Raw genomic sequence first — 16931 nt, 5'->3', positions numbered from 1 at the left:
GAGGGAACAAAAAATGAATATCTTATGGTGGCAGATCTTATTATTAACATTATACGCAGGATACCAAATTTTAGATGAATTACAAATTTATTCTTCATTAAGTGCGCCAGTCTTTGCAGGTCTTTTTGCAGGATTAGTGATGGGGGATATTAAAGCAGGACTTATTATTGGTGGAAGTATGCAATTAACTGTATTAGGAGTTGGGACTTTCGGGGGTGCCTCCAAAATTGATGCTAACTCAGGCACGATTCTTGCCACAGCATTTTCTGTGTCTTTAGGAATGAATCCTGAACAAGCAATCGCTGCTATTGCAGTACCAGTTGCTAGTTTAATGATTCAATTAGACATTTTGGCTCGCTTTGCGAATACCTACTTTGCACATCGGATTGATAAAATGGTCGAAGATATGAACTACAAAGGAATTGAACGTAACTTCTTAATGGGTGCTTTACCATGGTCTCTTTCTCGAATGATTCCAGTCTTCTTAGCACTTGCTTTTGGTGGTGGTTTAGTACAAAAAGTTGTATCTGTCCTAAATGGCGATTTGAAATGGTTAGGTGATGGCTTGTCTGTTGCTGGGGCGGTCTTACCAGCGGTCGGTTTTGCAATTTTACTACGTTACTTACCAGTGAAAAAACATTTCCCTTATTTAATTCTTGGTTTCACTGTAACTGCTTTACTAGGAACAATCTTTACAAACATGCAACTTTTAGGAACATCTGTTGCGAGCGTTGTGAAAGACTTCAGTGGTGTATTTAACGCACTACCAATGTTAGCAGTTGCTTTAATTGGTTTCGCTTTAGCCGCAATTAGCTACAAAAATGGTCAAATGATTCCGAGTGGGCCAGCAGCCAAAAAAGAACATGCAGCGAATGATTCAGACGAAGGAGAGATTGAAGATGACGAAATCTAATTATAAATTGACGAAAGAAGATTTTAAACAAATTAATCGCAGAAGCTTGTTTACTTTCCAATTAGGTTGGAACTACGAAAGAATGCAAGGATCAGGTTACTTGTATACGATTTTGCCACAATTGCGTAAAATTTATGGGGATGATACGCCTGAATTAAAAGAAGTGATGAAAACACACACGCAATTTTTCAATACTTCAAACTTCTTTAATACGATTATTACAGGGATCGATTTGGCCATTGAAGAAAAAGAAGGCATTGCTGGAAAACAAACAGTTTCAGGTTTGAAAACTGGTTTAATGGGACCGTTTGCAGCAATTGGGGATTCAATTTTCGCAGCTTTAATTCCAACTATTTTTGGGGCGCTAGCTGCCAACATGGCGATTAATGGCAACCCAACTGGTATCTTTATCTGGATTGTTGCTCAAATTGCCGTGATGGTCTTCCGTTGGAAACAATTGGAATTTGCGTATCGCGAAGGAATTTCTTTGGTAACAACTATGCAACACCGCTTAACTGCCTTAACAGACGCTGCAACTTTACTAGGGGTCTTCATGGTTGGCGCTTTAGTGGCAACAATGGTTAATGTCAAACTATCATGGGCACCAAGTATTGGGGATGTAACACTTAACATGCAAAATAACTTGGATATGATTTTACCACGTCTACTTCCTGCAGGAATTGTCGGTGGCGTTTATTGGATGCTAGGTAAAAAGAATATGACGTCTACTAAAGCCATTTTTATCGTATTAATTGTCTGTGTCGCATTGTCTGCGTTAGGTGTTATTTCAAAATAAGTAAGACAGGAGAAAATCGATGAGTGAACATTTAGTTTTAGTAAGTCATGGCCGTTTTTGCGAGGAATTGAAAAAAAGTGCGGAGATGATTATGGGACCGCAAGAAACAATTTCCACTGTTGCTTTATTACCAGAAGAAGGTGAAGCTGACTTTTTAGAAAAATTTGAAGCGATTACGGAATCGTTAGAAGATTTTGTTGTCTTTGCTGATCTATTAGGGGGAACACCTTGTAATATTTTATCCAAAAAAATTATGCAAGGTGCTTCGTTTGACTTATATACTGGGATGAATTTACCGATGGTTATCAGCTATGTAAATGCAAATTTATTAGCGATTGAAGGTGACTATGTTAAGGAATCAGCAGAAAGTATTGTGAAAGTCAACGAATTGCTGCTAAATGTTGCAGTAGATGATGAGGATGAATAATTCTGACTTGTTGTCGTAAGTAATTAAAGTTTTTAAGAGAATGATTTAGAGATGGACGTTCCAAAAATAAAAGAATTTATTTTTGGAACGTCCCTTTAATTGTTAATAATGAAAGCGTGTTCAAAAATGTTAGGGGGCTGATTTATCAGATGAAACATGGAAAAATAAAACGATTTAGTACATTGACACTATTGGCAAGCGCAACGATTTTAGTACCATTAAGTACGTCTGCAGAAGAAACAACAAACAGCAGCACTGAAACAAGCTCATCAATGGTGGAACCTACCGCAACAGAAGAAAAATTGTGGCAATCTGATTTTCCAGGAGGGAAAATTGGTGAGTGGCAAGATGTGATTGGTAAAACAAATCGAGAATTAGCAGGAGAGTCATTGGCGATTTCACGAGATGCAGCAGCAGGTAATAATGCCGTATCTTTAAATTTAGATTCCCCTAAATTAGCTGATGGTGAAGTAGAAACAAAGTTTAAATACACTGCTGGAAGCGGTCGAACGGGTGTGATTATTCGTGGTAATACCAAAGATAGCTGGGTTTTTGTAGGCTATAACGCGAATGGCAAATGGTTAGTTGAAAGCCCTAATTCGTGGAATGATTCGATTTCTGGGCCAACGTTAAATGAAGATACGAACTATTTGTTGAAAGTACGTTATGTTGGTGAAAAAATTACTATCTGGCTTAACACCACGTTGATTTATGAAGGAGAACCTGTTTTGGCCAATGGAGACAAAATTCCAACAGAAGCCGGACATGTGGGTGTCCGTTTGTGGTACGACAAAAAAATTGTCAATTATGACTATTTTAAAAATGGCCCCGTAGATAGCATTCCAGAAATTGTGCCAGAAGTGACACAAATTGCGCCAGTCAAAGTTTTTACAAAAATTGGTGTCGCACCAAAATTACCGAAACAAGTAAAAGTGACCTATAATACTGGTAAAGAAGCCAATGAAGCAGTCAGTTGGGATGAAATCGATCCTGATGCATACAAAGAACCAGGAACTTTTGAAGTCGACGGTACTTTGGAAAATACAAACATCAAAGCAAAAGCCAGCATTGTTGTTGCTAAAGACAATGAAGCTGAAAAAGGCGACAAAATCTCTTCCGCAGATTTAACAGCCGTGGTTGATCCACAATTTCCACGAATTATTCGCTACGAAGACCCTCAGAGTAATCAAGTGATTTTTAATGGCCAACACGAGAAAATTGACCAAGTAATGATTGATGGCAAAGCATATAAAGCAACTGCTGAAAAACAAAAGAGTGAAGCAAATCAAGCCGTTTATAACGTAGCTGTCCCAGAAATTGGTTTGCATTTCACAACGACATTGACTGTTTCCGAAGGCCAAGAATTAGCTATGAAACTCTCAGATATTCGTGAAGAAGGAATCAAAATACACACAATTTCAATTCCAAATCAAGGCTTGATTTCTGTCAATAGTACAGATGAAGGGGCGACTTTTGCTGGCGTTGTGATGAATACTGGGACAAATGCAAATAACGGAAATAAAAATGGTGATACTATCCAAGATTTAACTACAACAAGCCAAGAAGAAACGAAAAAATATATGTATGGTTTCTTAAATACGGCGAATTATGCTGCAAGTTTTTGGACGAACGCCTATGGAGACGGCTCTGTCGATGGTAGTGACAACAATCGAATCCATAAACAAACAAAAGAAGCGGCGACTGGTTTTGTAACAACCTTGTCAAGTGGGGCATGGACCTATCGACCATTTGATGCACCGGAAGATTACACAACTGGAGAAACGCCAGAAGTGAAAGTTAAATTCTCAAAAGATAGCAACGACGACAATCGGGTGGATTGGCAAGATGCGGCAATTGGGTTCCGTTCAATTATGAATAACCCAATGGGCGCGGAAAAAGTCCCTGAATTAGTCAACCAACGGATTCCTTTTAACTTTGCTAGTCAGGCGACAAACCCATTCTTAGTGACGTTAGACGAATCAAAACGCATTTACAATTTAACAGATGGATTAGGACAAATGAATTTACTAAAAGGGTATCAAAATGAAGGACATGATTCTGCGCATCCAGATTACGGTGCTATTGGTCAGCGACCTGGTGGGGAACAAGCGTTGAATCAATTAATTGATGAAGGACATAAATTAAATGCCGTTTTCGGTGTGCATATTAATGACACCGAGTCTTACCCAGAAGCAAAAGGATTTAATGAGGAATTAGTTGATCCAACGAAGCGTGGCTGGGATTGGTTAGATCCGTCTTATTTTATTAAACAAAGACCCGATGCATTGAGTGGTCGTCGCTATGAGCGCTTTAAAGAATTAAAACAAAAAGCACCGAATCTAGATTATATTTATGTTGATGTTTGGGGCAACCAAGGCGAATCAGGTTGGGCAAGTCGTCAACTAAGTAAAGAAATTAATTCACTCGGTTGGTTTACAACCAATGAATTTCCGAATGCTTTAGAGTATGACTCGGTTTGGAACCATTGGTCTGCAGAAAAAGATTACGGCGGTACAACAACGAAAGGCTTTAACAGTACAATCGTTCGTTTTATTCGGAATCATCAAAAAGACACTTGGATTATTTCCGACAACCCTTTGTTAGGTGGAGCTGAATTTGAAGCCTATGAAGGTTGGGTGGGTAAAACCAATTTTAATACCTATCGCCAAAAAACTTTTGCCATTAATGTCCCAACTAAGTTCTTACAACATTACCAAATTACAAACTGGGAAACTACAACAGCAGCAGATGGTCAAATCTATGGCACAATTAAATTAGCGAACGGTGCTGAAAAAGTGACCGTTACTCAAGCAGATGCTAATTCGCCAAGAAGCATTACGTTAAATGAGACAGAAGTTCTAAAAGGTGATGCGTATCTACTGCCTTGGAATGTCAATGGTCAAGACAAACTATATCACTGGAATCCAAAAGGCGGTACCAGCACTTGGTCATTGGATAAGAAAATGCAAGGAAAAACGAATTTACATTTATATGAATTAACAGATCAAGGGCGTATTGACAAAGGCGCAATTGCCACTACAAATAACCAAGTGACCATCCAAGCCGAGGCTAATACACCGTATGTCATTGCTGAACCTGACAGTATTGAACCGATGACATTTGGAACAGGAACACCATTTAAAGATCCTGGATTTAATGAAGCCAATACCTTAAAAAATAACTGGAAAGTTTTCCGAGGTGATGGTGAAGTTAAAAAAGATGCCAACGGTGATTATGTCTTTAGTTCAGAAAAAGAAAGAACCGAAATCAAACAAGACATCAATCTTCCTAAACCAGGAAAATATAGTTTGTATCTAAACACAGAAACACATGATCGCAAAGCCACAGTAACTGTTAAAATTGGTGGTAAAAAATATACGCGGACAGTGAATAATTCGGTTGCCCAAAACTATATTCAGGCAGATATTAACCATACAAGCAGGAAAAATCCGCAGTATATGCAAAATATGCGAATTGATTTTGAAATCCCAGATAATGCCAAAAAAGGCTCGGTGACATTAGCGGTTGATAAAGGCAATTCCGTTACAAAATTTGATGATTTACGAATTGTTGAGCGTCAAACGGATATCATGAACCCAGACAAACAAACAGTTATTAAGCAAGATTTTGAAGACACACAAGCAGTTGGGTTATATCCGTTTGTTAAAGGCTCAGCTGGTGGTGTAGAAGATCCACGGATTCATTTATCAGAAAGAAATGAACCTTACACACAATATGGTTGGAATGGAAACCTTGTTTCAGATGTATTAGAAGGCAACTGGTCCTTGAAAGCCCATAAACAAGGAGCAGGTTTGATGCTTCAAACAATTCCGCAAAATATTAAATTTGAACCGAACAAGAAATATACGGTCCAATTTGATTATCAAACTGATGGTGAAAATGTCTTTACTGCTGGGACCATTAATGGGGAGTTGAAAAATAACAATGACTTTAAGCCAGTCGGTGAGTTGACTTCGACAGCAGCAGATGGTCAAACCAAGCATTATGAAGCAGAAATAATTGGGGATGCTTCAGGAAACACTACGTTTGGTATTTTTACAACAGGTGCCGATAAAGATTTCATTATGGATAACTTTACGGTCACAGTGGAATCGAAAAAATAAATTTAGTCTATCTAAGCAACTTGGTCTACAAGTTAAACGTACTTGTAGCCCAAGTTGCTTCTTTTATGAAAAGAAGCAAGGTCTAGTGCCTCATTTTTATACTGCAGAATAAACAGACACATTTTTTAAAGTGTCAGGCTTCTTTGTGTATTTCATCAAGAACGAATGGACAAACTTGCCTTTTGCCACAAATCGTTTACAATTACAATGATAGGCATAATTTATTTAGAGGTGAAGTGATTGAAGAAATACAATGTTGATTGGAATTACTGGGTTGTCCGCTTTTTATTTGTAATGGCGCTGATTGTTGGCTATTTATTAATCACGAATTATCAGCACTTTGTCCATAGCGTTTCGGGTTTGTTAGGCATCTTATCCCCATTCATTACTGGGTTCGTGATTGCTTATTTATTGAGTGGAAGTCAGAAAAAAATCGAGGGATTACTAGAAAGAGTTCCTTTACCAGTCGTTAAAAAAGCGAAACACGGCTTGAGCGTACTCCTTTTGTACCTGATTATTTTGTTTATTTTTGTCTTGACATTAAACTACATCGTTCCGCTACTCATTAGTAATTTAGTAGATTTAGCAAACTCTTTACCCACTTTTTATGATCACATGGTTCAGTTTGTGATGAGTTTAGAAGATAAAGGGATTTTAAAAACAGCCGCGATTGAAAAATATTTAAATAGTGTCCTTAAAGATTTGTCGCCGGAACGTTTTTTAAATCAATGGACACAAGCGTTATTTTCATTAGGAACGTTGACTAAAAATGTTTCCTCATTCTTTTTAAATGCATTTTTAACGTTGATTATCTCAATCTATGCGCTGGTATTTAAGCAATCTATTTTGACATTTGTTGAAAAGGCTGCCCACAAATTGCTGTCTGAAAAAGTGTACAAGCAAACACAAACCTGGTTAAATACAACGAATAAAATTTTCTATAAATTTATCAGCTGCCAATTTCTTGATGCCTGTATAATTGGCGTTTCATCAACGATTTTGTTAAGTATTTTGAATGTGAAATTTGCTGTGACTTTGGGGATTTTATTAGGTATTTGTAATATGATTCCTTATTTTGGTTCGATTTTTGCGTCAATTGTTGCTGGTGTGATTACGCTTTTCACAGGTGGTGTTACTCAAGCAATTACGGTGTTACTAGTTTTATTAATTTTACAACAAATTGACGGCAATATTATTGGTCCTCGAATTATGGGAGATGCCCTAAATGTCAATCCGATTTTAATTATTGTTTCAATTACGATTGGGGGAGCGTACTTCGGCGTCTTAGGGATGTTTTTAGCAGTTCCTGTTGCTGCAATCATTAAAATTATTGTCTCGGAGTGGCTAAATGAATCAAAAGAAAATGATAAGATTGTAGATTCTATTGAATCCTAAAGTAAAACTTTTCGTCTCGCGTTGACGAAAAGTTTTTTAGTGAGAAAGAAAGTTTCATTATTTGGAATTTTTGATATGCTATACTTAAAGTAAATAGAAAATCAAAATTGAGGTGAATAAATGCAGTTTTTAAAAAAATATGGCGGCTATTTTTTAGTTTTAGGGGTCTTACTTGATTTTTTTACACCTTATTATGTCGGATTCAAAGATCAAGGTTACAATCAATTGACAGAAGTAATTAGCTTATTAGGTGATGTGAATAGTCCAGTTAGGGAAAACTTTAATCGGTTAACTATCATTGCGGGAATGTTGATGTTAGCAAGTTTACCTAGGATATATGCTATTTTTTCCAGAAAAACGAAAAAAGGTGCTTGGTTAGTAGTGGCAATGATTGGCGCTTATGGTTTATTTGATTGTATTTTCAGTGGGCTCTTCAGCGTAGACACTTCAACCGCTGGCACAGTTGCTGCCGCGCTTCATAACGGAGGATCAGCAGTCGGTTATACAGGCTTTTTGTTGTTATCAGGCGTCTTAACCATTATCTATAGTAAATACGGTTCGCAAAAAAATAAAAAACTTTTTGGCTTTTTGTTTATTTTATGTATGCTTGCAGCCAGCTTATATGGCTTAGCAAGGATTCCACAGCTACAACAGGTAAAACCATTTAATTATTTAGGTTTATGGCAAAGAGTGAGTTCATTTTGTAATTATCTACCAATGCTGGCACTGTGTTTACAAACTAAAACCAATGACAAATTTGATTGAACATTTGTCATTGGTTTTTTACTAGTTAAAATTGTCTGGTAATAACTTAATTATTGGCTACGGTGACTTCACCAGTAACAGTGGCACCATCTTTTTCTAAGTCAGCAGAATCTTTGTATTCTTGTTTATCAAAAGTAATATTGCCATTAACTTTGGTACCATTTAAAGTAAAGCCATTTGCTTTCACCTCAATATCACCTTTGACAGTCCCGTGAACGATGTTGAAATTTTCAGAAGAAACGATTAGCTTAGGAACCGTGATTTCATATTCAGCAGTTACTTTTTTATTATCATCTTGGGAATAAAGTGCTAATTTACGATAGACATCGTTGGAATCTTTCCCCTTATCATGGAAAGTACCAGCAACTGTTACCTCTTTATCAAAAGTGACATTGTCAGTAGCTGCGACAATCCAATTTCCTTTATCACTTAACGCCATTTCGAGCTCTTCAGGCTTGGCACTAATTGAAGCACCAGAGACTACTTCTGTACTTGAATTAGCTGTTTCTTTGCTACTAGAACTACTATCTGTTTTTTTATCAGATGAACAAGCACTAAGCAACACAAGAGCAGCAGTTGCCGTCAAAACAGTGGTGAGTACTTTAGACATTTTCATGAAAATCCCTCCAAAAAATTTATTTATTTCTTCCTTTATCATAACTGATTCAAAGGGAAATGAGTAATCATACACTCAAAGATTGAGAAGTTTGGCTAATGGGAAATTAGGCTTATTCTCTCAAGAAGGTTCAGGAAATATTCAAAGTAATCATTTCTTTTTCAAATGTTCCTTTTCTGTAGTAAGCTAGTAATAGACAGAATTTAAGGAGGAGATTTTGATGCCTTGGAATATGAATGATTATCCTACATCAATGAAAAATTTAGCACCTTTGATTCGGAAAAAAGCGATAGATATTGGCAATGCGTTGCTTGCGGATGGCTACCCTGATGATCGCGCCATTCCAATTGCGATTAGTCAAGCGGAGAAATGGTATCAAGAGGCAAGTGCAGCAGACAAAAAGGCATTTGAACAAGAAGCAAATCCTACGAAACAAGATTCGCATAAACAGGATAAACATGCGGGAAAATTATTAACGGCGGCTGTCAACGTTAAATATAAAGACGGCCAATGGTTGGTGATTTCAGACAGCGCTGAAAAAGCAAGTAATACATTTACCCACAAACAAGAGGCGATTGAACGAGCCCAAGAAATTGCTCGGAATAAGCAAACAAAGCTGAAAATCTATAAGCAAGATGGTACGTTACAAGAAACCAAAGAGTATACTGAATAATTTTTCGAAACCTTGATATTCCGTTGCAATTCAAGAAACGGTTATCAAGGTTTTTTTGCGAGGGAGAAATGGACAAGTAAGAAAAAATAACAAAAGTTAAGAATGAGAATAAGACTTGCTTTTCTAGTTTTTGGTGGGTACAATTACACTAATTAAGATAAAAAATCAAAATAATTGAGGTGCTACGACAATGGAAAAAGCCAATCTTGATTGGAATAATTTAGGATTTTCTTACATTAAAACGCCCTTTCGTTATATTAGTTATTGGCGAGATGGCAAGTGGGAAGAAGGCACGCTAACAGATAACAATCAGTTAACGATTAGTGAAGGTTCGCCTGCTCTACATTATGGCCAACAATGTTTTGAAGGATTAAAAGCGTATCAATGTGCAGATGGTTCTGTCAATTTGTTTCGTCCAGATGAAAATGCCAAACGGCTACAAAAAAGTTGTGCGCGTCTACTGATGCCACAAGTGCCAGTAGAAACCTTTGTTTCTGCATGCCAAGAAGTGGTGAAAGCCAACCTTGCTTATTTACCGCCATATGGAACGGGCGGTACGTTGTATCTTCGCCCTTATATGATTGGTGTCGGCGATAATATTGGCGTAGCACCTGCCAAAGAATACATTTTTTCTATTTTTTGCGTGCCGGTTGGTTCGTATTTTAAAAATGGTTTAGCACCAACCAACTTTATCGTTTCTGAATATGATCGAGCAGCGGGTCGAGGAACTGGGGCCGCTAAAGTGGGGGGCAATTATGCAGCTAGTCTTTTACCAGGTGCAGAAGCACATGAGAAAGAATTTAGTGATTGCATTTATTTAGATCCGTATACGCATACGAAAATTGAAGAAGTTGGTGCAGCCAATTTCTTTGGCATAACCAAAGATGGTACTTTTATTACGCCGAAATCAGCGTCTATTTTGCCAAGTATTACTAAATATTCATTATTGACGCTAGCAAAAGAACGTTTAGGGATGACGGCGCTTGAAGGAGACGTTTACATTGATCGATTAGCGGACTTCTCCGAAGCGGGTGCTTGTGGCACAGCGGCGATTATTTCTCCTATTGGTGGGATTCAAAACGGCACAGATTTCCATGTATTTTATAGTGAAACGGAAGTTGGACCAGTGACTAAGCAACTATATGATGAACTGGTTGGCATACAGTTTGGTGACAAAGAAGCGCCAGAAGGCTGGATTGTAAAAGTTTAAAGAGACAAAAGAGAGAGAATTCATGCTCTCTTTTTTTGTGTAGAATATTCAGAATTTTCTATAAAAAGATTGACTTTGATTCTATTTAAAGGAATAATGGAAGATACAAGATTTAAAAAAGGAGGGGAAGCTATTGCTTATTAAATCAGCAGAATCAGAAGAAATGACGATTTTTTTTGATAAAGAAAACCAACCAAATGCACAAGTTCAAATGGGCATTATTACATTACAACCTGGTGAAAAACGGCCTTTAGCTGGATATGCTCGCCATGAACAGGATGAATATTCTTATGTGATTTCTGGCGAAGCACATACGATTTTAGAAGATGGTCAAGACTTAGTTGGAAAAGCTGGACAAGCCCAATTAATTGAAGCTGGTGAGGGGCACATTAATTATAATAATGGGTTGGAGCCAGCGGTCGTTGTCTGGATGCTTGTGGAAAGGACAAAATAAAAGGGGAGCTGTCTTTCTGTAAGTAAGAGCATAAAAAAATGAAGAGTTATAGGAGAAAGAAGATGAAAAAGTATTTAAAAATCACAATGGTTTGTATTTTATTGGTAGGATTTTTAGCTGGGTGTACCAATAAAAATGAAAATAAAAAGAAACAGAAAAATACCAAAGAAGCCGTTCAACTGATGTCACCCTCGGAATTAACAACGCTCAACACCTCTGTATTATTGGATTTTCCAGATGCTATTGTCCAAACTGCAGCGTTTGAAGGGTTATATAGTTTAGATGAACAAGACCAATTGGTACCAGCCGTAGCAAAAGCATTGCCGACGATTTCAGAAGATGGAAAAACTTACACGATTTCTTTGAGAAAAGAAGCGGTTTGGAGTAACGATGATCCTGTCACAGCACATGATTTTGAATATGCTTGGAAAAAAATGATTGATCCTAAAAACGGCTTTGTCTATAGTTTCCTCATCGTTGAAACAATTCAAAATGGTGCAGAAATCTCAGCTGGGAAATTAGCACCCAATGAACTAGGTGTCACAGCTGTGGATGATTATACATTAAAGGTGACGCTCAAAGAGCCAAAACCCTACTTTACGTCCTTGTTAGCTTTTCCGACATTTTTCCCGCAAAATCAAAAAGTAGTCGAACAATTTGGTGCGGACTATGGAACTGCTAGTGATAAAGTCGTCTATAATGGTCCGTTCGTGGTAAAAGATTGGCAGCAAACAAAGATGGACTGGCAACTAGCAAAAAATAATCGCTATTGGGATCACCAGAACGTGCGCTCAGACATTATCAATTATACGGTTATCAAAGAAACATCTACCGCATTGAATCTTTTTGAAGATGGACAATTAGATGTGGCTACACTAAGTGGTGAATTGGCGCAACAGAATAAAAATAATACGTTGTATCATTCGTACCCAACAGCGACAATGAACTATTTGCGCTTAAATCAAAAACGGAAAGGGCAAGCAACGCCGCTTGCAAACGAAAACCTGCGTAAAGCGTTGGCTTTAGGCATAGATAAAGAAAATCTAGTCAATAATATTATTGCAGATGGTTCTAAAGCGCTACATGGTGCGGTTACGGAAGGCTTTGTGGCGAATCCCACAACGGGCCTCGATTTTCGTCAAGAAGCAGGTAATTTAATGGTTTATAACAAAGAAAAAGCGCAAAGTTATTGGAAAAAAGCACAAGCAGAATTAGGAGAAAAGGTTAACGTTGAATTGATGGTAACAGATGATGGTTCTTACAAAAAAATTGGTGAAAGTTTGCAAGGCTCGCTACAAGAACTGTTTCCTGGTTTGACAATAGAGCTAACCGCATTGCCGACCGAAGCTGCATTGAACTTTGGGCGAGAAAGTGACTATGATTTATTCTTAATTTACTGGACACCAGACTATCAAGATCCTATTTCTACCCTGATGACTTTATACAAGGGTAATGATCGCAATTATCAGAACCCTGTCTATGACAAATTATTAGATGAAGCAGCCACAACCTATGCCTTAGAGCCAGAAAAAAGATGGGCGACACTGATTGCAGCTGAAAAAGAAGTGATTGAAACGACTGCTGGCATGATTCCACTTAGCCAAAATGAACAAACAGTCCTGCAAAATGATAAAGTCAAAGGCTTGAATTTTCATACCTTTGGCGCTCCATTAACGTTAAAAAATGTTTATAAGGAAAAATAAAAAGAGAGCCTGGGCTGAAAATCGCTTTTGATTTTCGGCCCAGGCTTAAATCCTGCTTTTTAACCCAAAATTTGTCACCATTTAGCCTTTTCGGGTTTTATCTCGAACGCTTCTGTTCTAATAGTTCAGAATCAGGTGCAGTGTGTGGCTGGGCATATTTTTTCATATATGTCGGCAAGGCTTGACTAATCTTCGTTGGTAAAACAACATAGTCGGTTTTGGCCAAATCATCACCAATGAGACTGTGTAAGTAAACGGCGCTAGCAATGGTTTCAATTGTCGGCTTAAACTGAGCCAAAAAACCAGCAATGATGCCGGCCAAGGTATCCCCAGTTCCGCCAGTAGCCATACCAGGGTTGCCGCCTGTATTTTGAAAAGGTTCTCCTGCGTGGAAAATTGTGGTGCGATGACTTTTTAAAACAATCGTACTGCCTAATTTTGCTTGTTGGCGCTGGTTATTTGCCAGTGTTTGTTGCTCAATAGGTAAGTGACTCAAACGTTGCCATTCCATTTGATGAGGTGTGAAAACAACTTTTTCAGGATAGGTAAGGGAAAAATTGCCTTGGCTAAACAGGGTAATTGCTGAGCCATCGATAATTAACCATTGTTGTTTTTGATGTTGGATGAGTACCATCTTTAATATTTGTTGTGCAGTAGCATCTAAGCCTAAACCTGGACCAATTAAAATAACCTCCGCTTGTTCTACGACGTCCGTCAGAAAAACTGTTTCTTCAAAGCCCACGACCATGGCTTCTGGGCATCTTGCATGTAAAGGCCCGTGATTTTTAACATCAGTAATCACAGTGGTGAGACCAGCGCCACTATTGATACACGCTTCGGTACTCATGATGATGGCTCCGCCATATTGACGGTTTCCTCCGATTAATACAACACGCCCAAAATTACTTTTATAAGAGTCAGAGGGGCGTTGAGTGATGACTTCCTCTAAAATGTCCTTGCTTAAATAGCGCATTCTATCACTCCTTTTCTTGGGATTTCTTTGTTCTCAGTATACTACAAGAGCCCCGAAAAAATCAGTTTATTTAATGTTAAAAGTTACTCTATTGAAGGCAATGAGGTGTATAATAAGGACCAGATAAATGAGTTAGGAGAGTGAAACAGATGGAAGAGAAAAAAACATTTTATATGAGTGGCTACGTAGGAATTGCGAGCTTATTAGTTATTTTAATTGCGGGAATTGGTCTATTTATTTATGGAGCAAGTCATACCAATGGTGTTCTTGTTGTTTTAGGTATTATTTTGTTAATTGGGGCTATTTTATTTTTAAGTTCCTTAACCATTGTTGGTCCCAATCAGGCGAAAGCTATTTTATTTTTTGGTCGCTACTTAGGTACGATTAAAGAAAATGGGTTGTTTATTACCATTCCATTTACGCAAAAAATGAACATTTCTTTGAAAGTGCGAAATTTCAATAGTTCTCTATTAAAAGTCAATGACTCTGACGGGAATCCAATCGAAATCTCTGCGGTCATTGTTTTTCGGGTAGTCGATACAGCTAAGGCGTTATTTAATGTCGATTATTATCAAGACTTTGTGGAAATTCAAAGCGAAACGGCAATCCGGCATGTAGCAACACAATATCCTTATGACACTTTTTCAGATAATGATGTAACTCTGCGAGGAAATACCGAACAAATTTCCGAGGAGTTAACCAAAGAATTGCAAGAACGCTTAGCAGTGGCTGGTGTAGAGGTTATCGAAACACGGTTGAATCATTTAGCTTATGCAACTGAAATAGCTAGCTCCATGTTGCAAAGACAGCAAGCAAAAGCAATCTTAGCGGCTCGACAAACAATTGTTGAAGGTGCGGTAAGCATGACACAAATGGCCTTAGAACAGATTGAAGAAGGGCAAGAAATTAATTTTACCGATGAACGAAAAGTACAACTTATTAATAATTTACTAGTCTCAATCATTACTGATAAGGGCACACAACCAGTTATTAATACAGGCGACGTTTCTTCTTAAAGAGGAAGCAACGCTAAAAATAGCAAAAAAAGAGTCATCTTTCCGATGACTCTTTTTTGATAAACACGAACATTATATAATTTTAATCTATAATATTTCGGTTTTTCTTTGACATCTCTTTTTCTCATTGTTAGAATAACAGTGAAAAAAGGCGGAAGGAGTTATTACATTCATGAAACCATTAGTCGCTGTGATTATGGGAAGTACCTCAGACTGGGCAACGATGAAAGCTGCTTGTCTTGTGTTGGATGAGTTGGGAATTCCTTATGAAAAACGAGTGATATCAGCACATAGAACCCCTGATTTGATGTTTCGTTTTGCAGAGGAATCACGAACAAAAGGATTGAAGGTTATTATCGCTGGCGCTGGTGGAGCGGCCCATTTACCAGGGATGGTAGCTGCAAAGACAACCTTACCTGTCATTGGTGTTCCAGTTAAAACACGAACATTAAACGGTATTGATTCACTGTTGTCTATTGTGCAGATGCCAGGGGGAGTTCCTGTAGCAACAACTGCGATTGGCTCAGCAGGTGCTACCAATGCTGGGTTATTAGCTGCAGAAATACTAAGTATTGATGATTTACAGTTAGCAGAAAGAATCCAAGCAAGACGACAATCATTGGAAAAAGCGGTTATGGAAAGTGGGGAACAACTTGAATAAACCTTTAAAAGTCGGAGCAACTATTGGCATTATAGGTGGGGGACAGTTAGGGCGAATGCTAGTCATGAGTGGTAAAAAAATGGGTTTCCAAATGATTGTGTTGGACCCAACGCTCAATAGTCCAGCTGGTCAAGTAGCTGACCGTCAAATTGTGGCAGCCTTTGATCAGATATCTGCTTTAACTGAACTAGCAGAGTTATGCGATGTGATCACCTATGAATTTGAAAATATTGAAGTGGCCTCCCTAGAAAAGGCCATTCCACTAGAAAAGCTGCCACAAGGAACAGGATTGTTAAAAATTACTCAAAATCGATTGCTTGAAAAAACGTTTCTTCAATCGATTGGCTGTAAGATTGCCTCTTTTGCGGAAGTGAAAAGTCAGAAAGAGCTGCCACAAGCAACAGAAAAGATTGGTTTTCCATGTGTCTTAAAAACTATTCAAGGTGGATACGATGGAAAAGGACAGGTCGTCTTAAAATGCGAAGAGGATTTCTCCCAAGCGACTAAATTATTAGCTAACGCCACTTGTGAATTAGAAAAGTGGGTGCCTTTCACTAAAGAACTTTCAATCATCGTTGCAGGGAATAAGCATGGTTACCAAAGCTTTCCTGTATCTGAAAACATTCATCGAAAGAATATCTTGCATGAATCAATTGTGCCCGCTCGAATTTCTGAGAATGTGCAACAAAAAGCAGCGGAATTGGCGCAACACATTGCTGAGGAATTAAATTTATCTGGGGTTTTAGCTATCGAACTGTTTTTAACGGATTCAGAAGAGTTGTACGTCAATGAATTAGCGCCACGGCCTCATAACTCAGGTCATTACTCTATTGAAGCTTGCTCATTTAGTCAATTTGATGCGCATATTCGAGGGATTAGCAATTGGGGCATTGGGTTACCCCAGTTACTTCAACCAGTGGTTATGGTGAATCTCTTAGGTGAACACTTAGAAAAAAGCTACCAGTTATGCACGTCAAAACCCACTTGGCAAGTCCATTACTATGGAAAAGCCGAATCAAAAGTTGGCAGAAAAATGGGCCACGTCACCATTACAACACCTTGTTTATCAGAAACGTTAAAGGAAATTGAGACTGTTGGTATTTGGAATGTAACTTAATAAATGCTTGCTCCAAGCAAGTTTTTTATTTTTACATTCGACAAACACGAACGATTATTGTTTTTTTGCAACTAATGTAAGTCTTTAT

At 38.0% G+C, this 16931-nt stretch carries 15 protein-coding genes; 13 read left to right on the top strand and 2 right to left on the bottom strand.

Annotated elements, in window-relative coordinates; all coding sequences use genetic code 11:
- Positions 1 to 13: 13 nt before the first annotated feature.
- From IGJ46_RS07285 to IGJ46_RS07260, 6 genes are all read left to right on the top strand, one after another.
- Positions 14 to 913, top strand: a complete 900-nt coding sequence (locus tag IGJ46_RS07285; protein WP_002357253.1) for a PTS mannose/fructose/sorbose/N-acetylgalactosamine transporter subunit IIC — start codon at positions 14 to 16, stop codon at positions 911 to 913.
- Positions 900 to 1709 (top strand): PTS system mannose/fructose/sorbose family transporter subunit IID, encoded by an 810-nt coding sequence (locus tag IGJ46_RS07280; RefSeq protein WP_002357254.1) that lies wholly within the window; start codon positions 900 to 902, stop codon positions 1707 to 1709. The genes IGJ46_RS07285 and IGJ46_RS07280 overlap by 14 nt, the downstream gene beginning before the upstream one ends.
- 19 nt (positions 1710 to 1728) lie before the next feature.
- On the top strand, positions 1729 to 2136 hold the full coding sequence (locus IGJ46_RS07275; RefSeq protein WP_002365775.1) for a PTS sugar transporter subunit IIA: 408 nt from the start codon (positions 1729 to 1731) through the stop codon (positions 2134 to 2136).
- Positions 2137 to 2285: 149 nt separating this feature from the next.
- A complete protein-coding gene (locus tag IGJ46_RS07270) occupies positions 2286 to 6260 on the top strand; it encodes an endo-alpha-N-acetylgalactosaminidase family protein (protein WP_218391137.1) in 3975 nt (1324 codons plus the stop codon).
- 240 nt (positions 6261 to 6500) lie between these two features.
- A complete protein-coding gene (locus IGJ46_RS07265) occupies positions 6501 to 7655 on the top strand; it encodes an AI-2E family transporter (RefSeq protein ID WP_002386882.1) in 1155 nt (384 codons plus the stop codon).
- 120 nt (positions 7656 to 7775) lie between these two features.
- Positions 7776 to 8420, top strand: coding sequence for a DUF998 domain-containing protein (locus tag IGJ46_RS07260; RefSeq protein ID WP_048941176.1), 645 nt, complete (start codon positions 7776 to 7778; stop codon positions 8418 to 8420).
- A 46-nt stretch (positions 8421 to 8466) separates the two neighbouring features.
- On the opposite strand, the gene IGJ46_RS07255 is transcribed toward IGJ46_RS07260, so the two are convergent.
- Positions 8467 to 9078: a lipoprotein gene (locus IGJ46_RS07255; RefSeq protein ID WP_002382413.1), complete on the bottom strand. Its 612-nt coding sequence runs from the start codon at positions 9076 to 9078 to the stop codon at positions 8467 to 8469.
- A 178-nt stretch (positions 9079 to 9256) separates the two neighbouring features.
- Between IGJ46_RS07255 and IGJ46_RS07250 the strand changes: the two genes are divergently transcribed.
- The 4 genes from IGJ46_RS07250 to IGJ46_RS07235 all read left to right on the top strand — a co-directional run bounded on the left by IGJ46_RS07250 (position 9257) and on the right by IGJ46_RS07235 (position 13076).
- Positions 9257 to 9709: a DUF2188 domain-containing protein gene (locus tag IGJ46_RS07250; RefSeq protein WP_002369264.1), complete on the top strand. Its 453-nt coding sequence runs from the start codon at positions 9257 to 9259 to the stop codon at positions 9707 to 9709.
- Positions 9710 to 9899: 190 nt separating this feature from the next.
- On the top strand, positions 9900 to 10919 hold the full coding sequence (locus IGJ46_RS07245) for a branched-chain amino acid aminotransferase (RefSeq protein WP_002369265.1): 1020 nt from the start codon (positions 9900 to 9902) through the stop codon (positions 10917 to 10919).
- Positions 10920 to 11052: 133 nt separating this feature from the next.
- Positions 11053 to 11373 (top strand): cupin domain-containing protein, encoded by a 321-nt coding sequence (locus IGJ46_RS07240; protein ID WP_002369266.1) that lies wholly within the window; start codon positions 11053 to 11055, stop codon positions 11371 to 11373.
- Positions 11374 to 11435: 62 nt separating this feature from the next.
- The gene (locus tag IGJ46_RS07235) at positions 11436 to 13076 is read left to right on the top strand and encodes a peptide ABC transporter substrate-binding protein (protein WP_218391136.1); all 1641 of its coding nucleotides are present in this window, start codon (positions 11436 to 11438) and stop codon (positions 13074 to 13076) included.
- A gap of 97 nt (positions 13077 to 13173) precedes the next feature.
- Here the strand turns inward: IGJ46_RS07235 and IGJ46_RS07230 are convergent, their stop codons facing one another.
- Positions 13174 to 14049 carry an NAD(P)H-hydrate dehydratase gene (locus tag IGJ46_RS07230; protein WP_218391134.1) on the bottom strand — a complete coding sequence of 292 codons (876 nt, stop codon included), beginning with the start codon at positions 14047 to 14049 and terminating at the stop codon, positions 13174 to 13176.
- A 149-nt stretch (positions 14050 to 14198) separates the two neighbouring features.
- On the opposite strand from IGJ46_RS07230, the gene IGJ46_RS07225 reads away from it, so the two are divergent.
- The 3 genes from IGJ46_RS07225 to purK all read left to right on the top strand — a co-directional run bounded on the left by IGJ46_RS07225 (position 14199) and on the right by purK (position 16843).
- The gene (locus IGJ46_RS07225) at positions 14199 to 15065 is read left to right on the top strand and encodes an SPFH domain-containing protein (RefSeq protein ID WP_002414013.1); all 867 of its coding nucleotides are present in this window, start codon (positions 14199 to 14201) and stop codon (positions 15063 to 15065) included.
- 172 nt (positions 15066 to 15237) lie between these two features.
- The gene (purE, locus tag IGJ46_RS07220; RefSeq protein ID WP_016626990.1) at positions 15238 to 15726 is read left to right on the top strand and encodes a 5-(carboxyamino)imidazole ribonucleotide mutase; all 489 of its coding nucleotides are present in this window, start codon (positions 15238 to 15240) and stop codon (positions 15724 to 15726) included.
- Complete coding sequence (gene purK / locus IGJ46_RS07215; protein ID WP_218391132.1) at positions 15719 to 16843, top strand: 5-(carboxyamino)imidazole ribonucleotide synthase; 1125 nt, start codon at positions 15719 to 15721, stop codon at positions 16841 to 16843. Before purE ends, purK begins: the two co-directional genes overlap by 8 nt.
- Positions 16844 to 16931: the final 88 nt, after the last annotated feature.

This window comes from Enterococcus sp. AZ120 (assembly GCF_050546165.1).
Taxonomy (GTDB): domain Bacteria; phylum Bacillota; class Bacilli; order Lactobacillales; family Enterococcaceae; genus Enterococcus; species Enterococcus faecalis.
Note: the sequence above shows the minus strand (reverse complement) of the source record. Positions and strands in the feature narration are given on the sequence as shown.

Coding starts and splice junctions, on each gene's coding strand:
- IGJ46_RS07250 (WP_002369264.1), top strand. CDS start 9,257: ATGCCTTGGAATATGAATGATTATCCTACATCAATGAAAAATTTAGCA.
- purE (WP_016626990.1), top strand. CDS start 15,238: ATGAAACCATTAGTCGCTGTGATTATGGGAAGTACCTCAGACTGGGCA.
- IGJ46_RS07260 (WP_048941176.1), top strand. CDS start 7,776: ATGCAGTTTTTAAAAAAATATGGCGGCTATTTTTTAGTTTTAGGGGTC.
- IGJ46_RS07255 (WP_002382413.1), bottom strand. CDS start 9,078: ATGATAAAGGAAGAAATAAATAAATTTTTTGGAGGGATTTTCATGAAA.
- IGJ46_RS07270 (WP_218391137.1), top strand. CDS start 2,286: ATGAAACATGGAAAAATAAAACGATTTAGTACATTGACACTATTGGCA.
- IGJ46_RS07285 (WP_002357253.1), top strand. CDS start 14: ATGAATATCTTATGGTGGCAGATCTTATTATTAACATTATACGCAGGA.
- IGJ46_RS07280 (WP_002357254.1), top strand. CDS start 900: ATGACGAAATCTAATTATAAATTGACGAAAGAAGATTTTAAACAAATT.
- IGJ46_RS07235 (WP_218391136.1), top strand. CDS start 11,436: ATGAAAAAGTATTTAAAAATCACAATGGTTTGTATTTTATTGGTAGGA.
- IGJ46_RS07225 (WP_002414013.1), top strand. CDS start 14,199: ATGGAAGAGAAAAAAACATTTTATATGAGTGGCTACGTAGGAATTGCG.
- IGJ46_RS07230 (WP_218391134.1), bottom strand. CDS start 14,049: ATGCGCTATTTAAGCAAGGACATTTTAGAGGAAGTCATCACTCAACGC.
- IGJ46_RS07245 (WP_002369265.1), top strand. CDS start 9,900: ATGGAAAAAGCCAATCTTGATTGGAATAATTTAGGATTTTCTTACATT.
- IGJ46_RS07275 (WP_002365775.1), top strand. CDS start 1,729: ATGAGTGAACATTTAGTTTTAGTAAGTCATGGCCGTTTTTGCGAGGAA.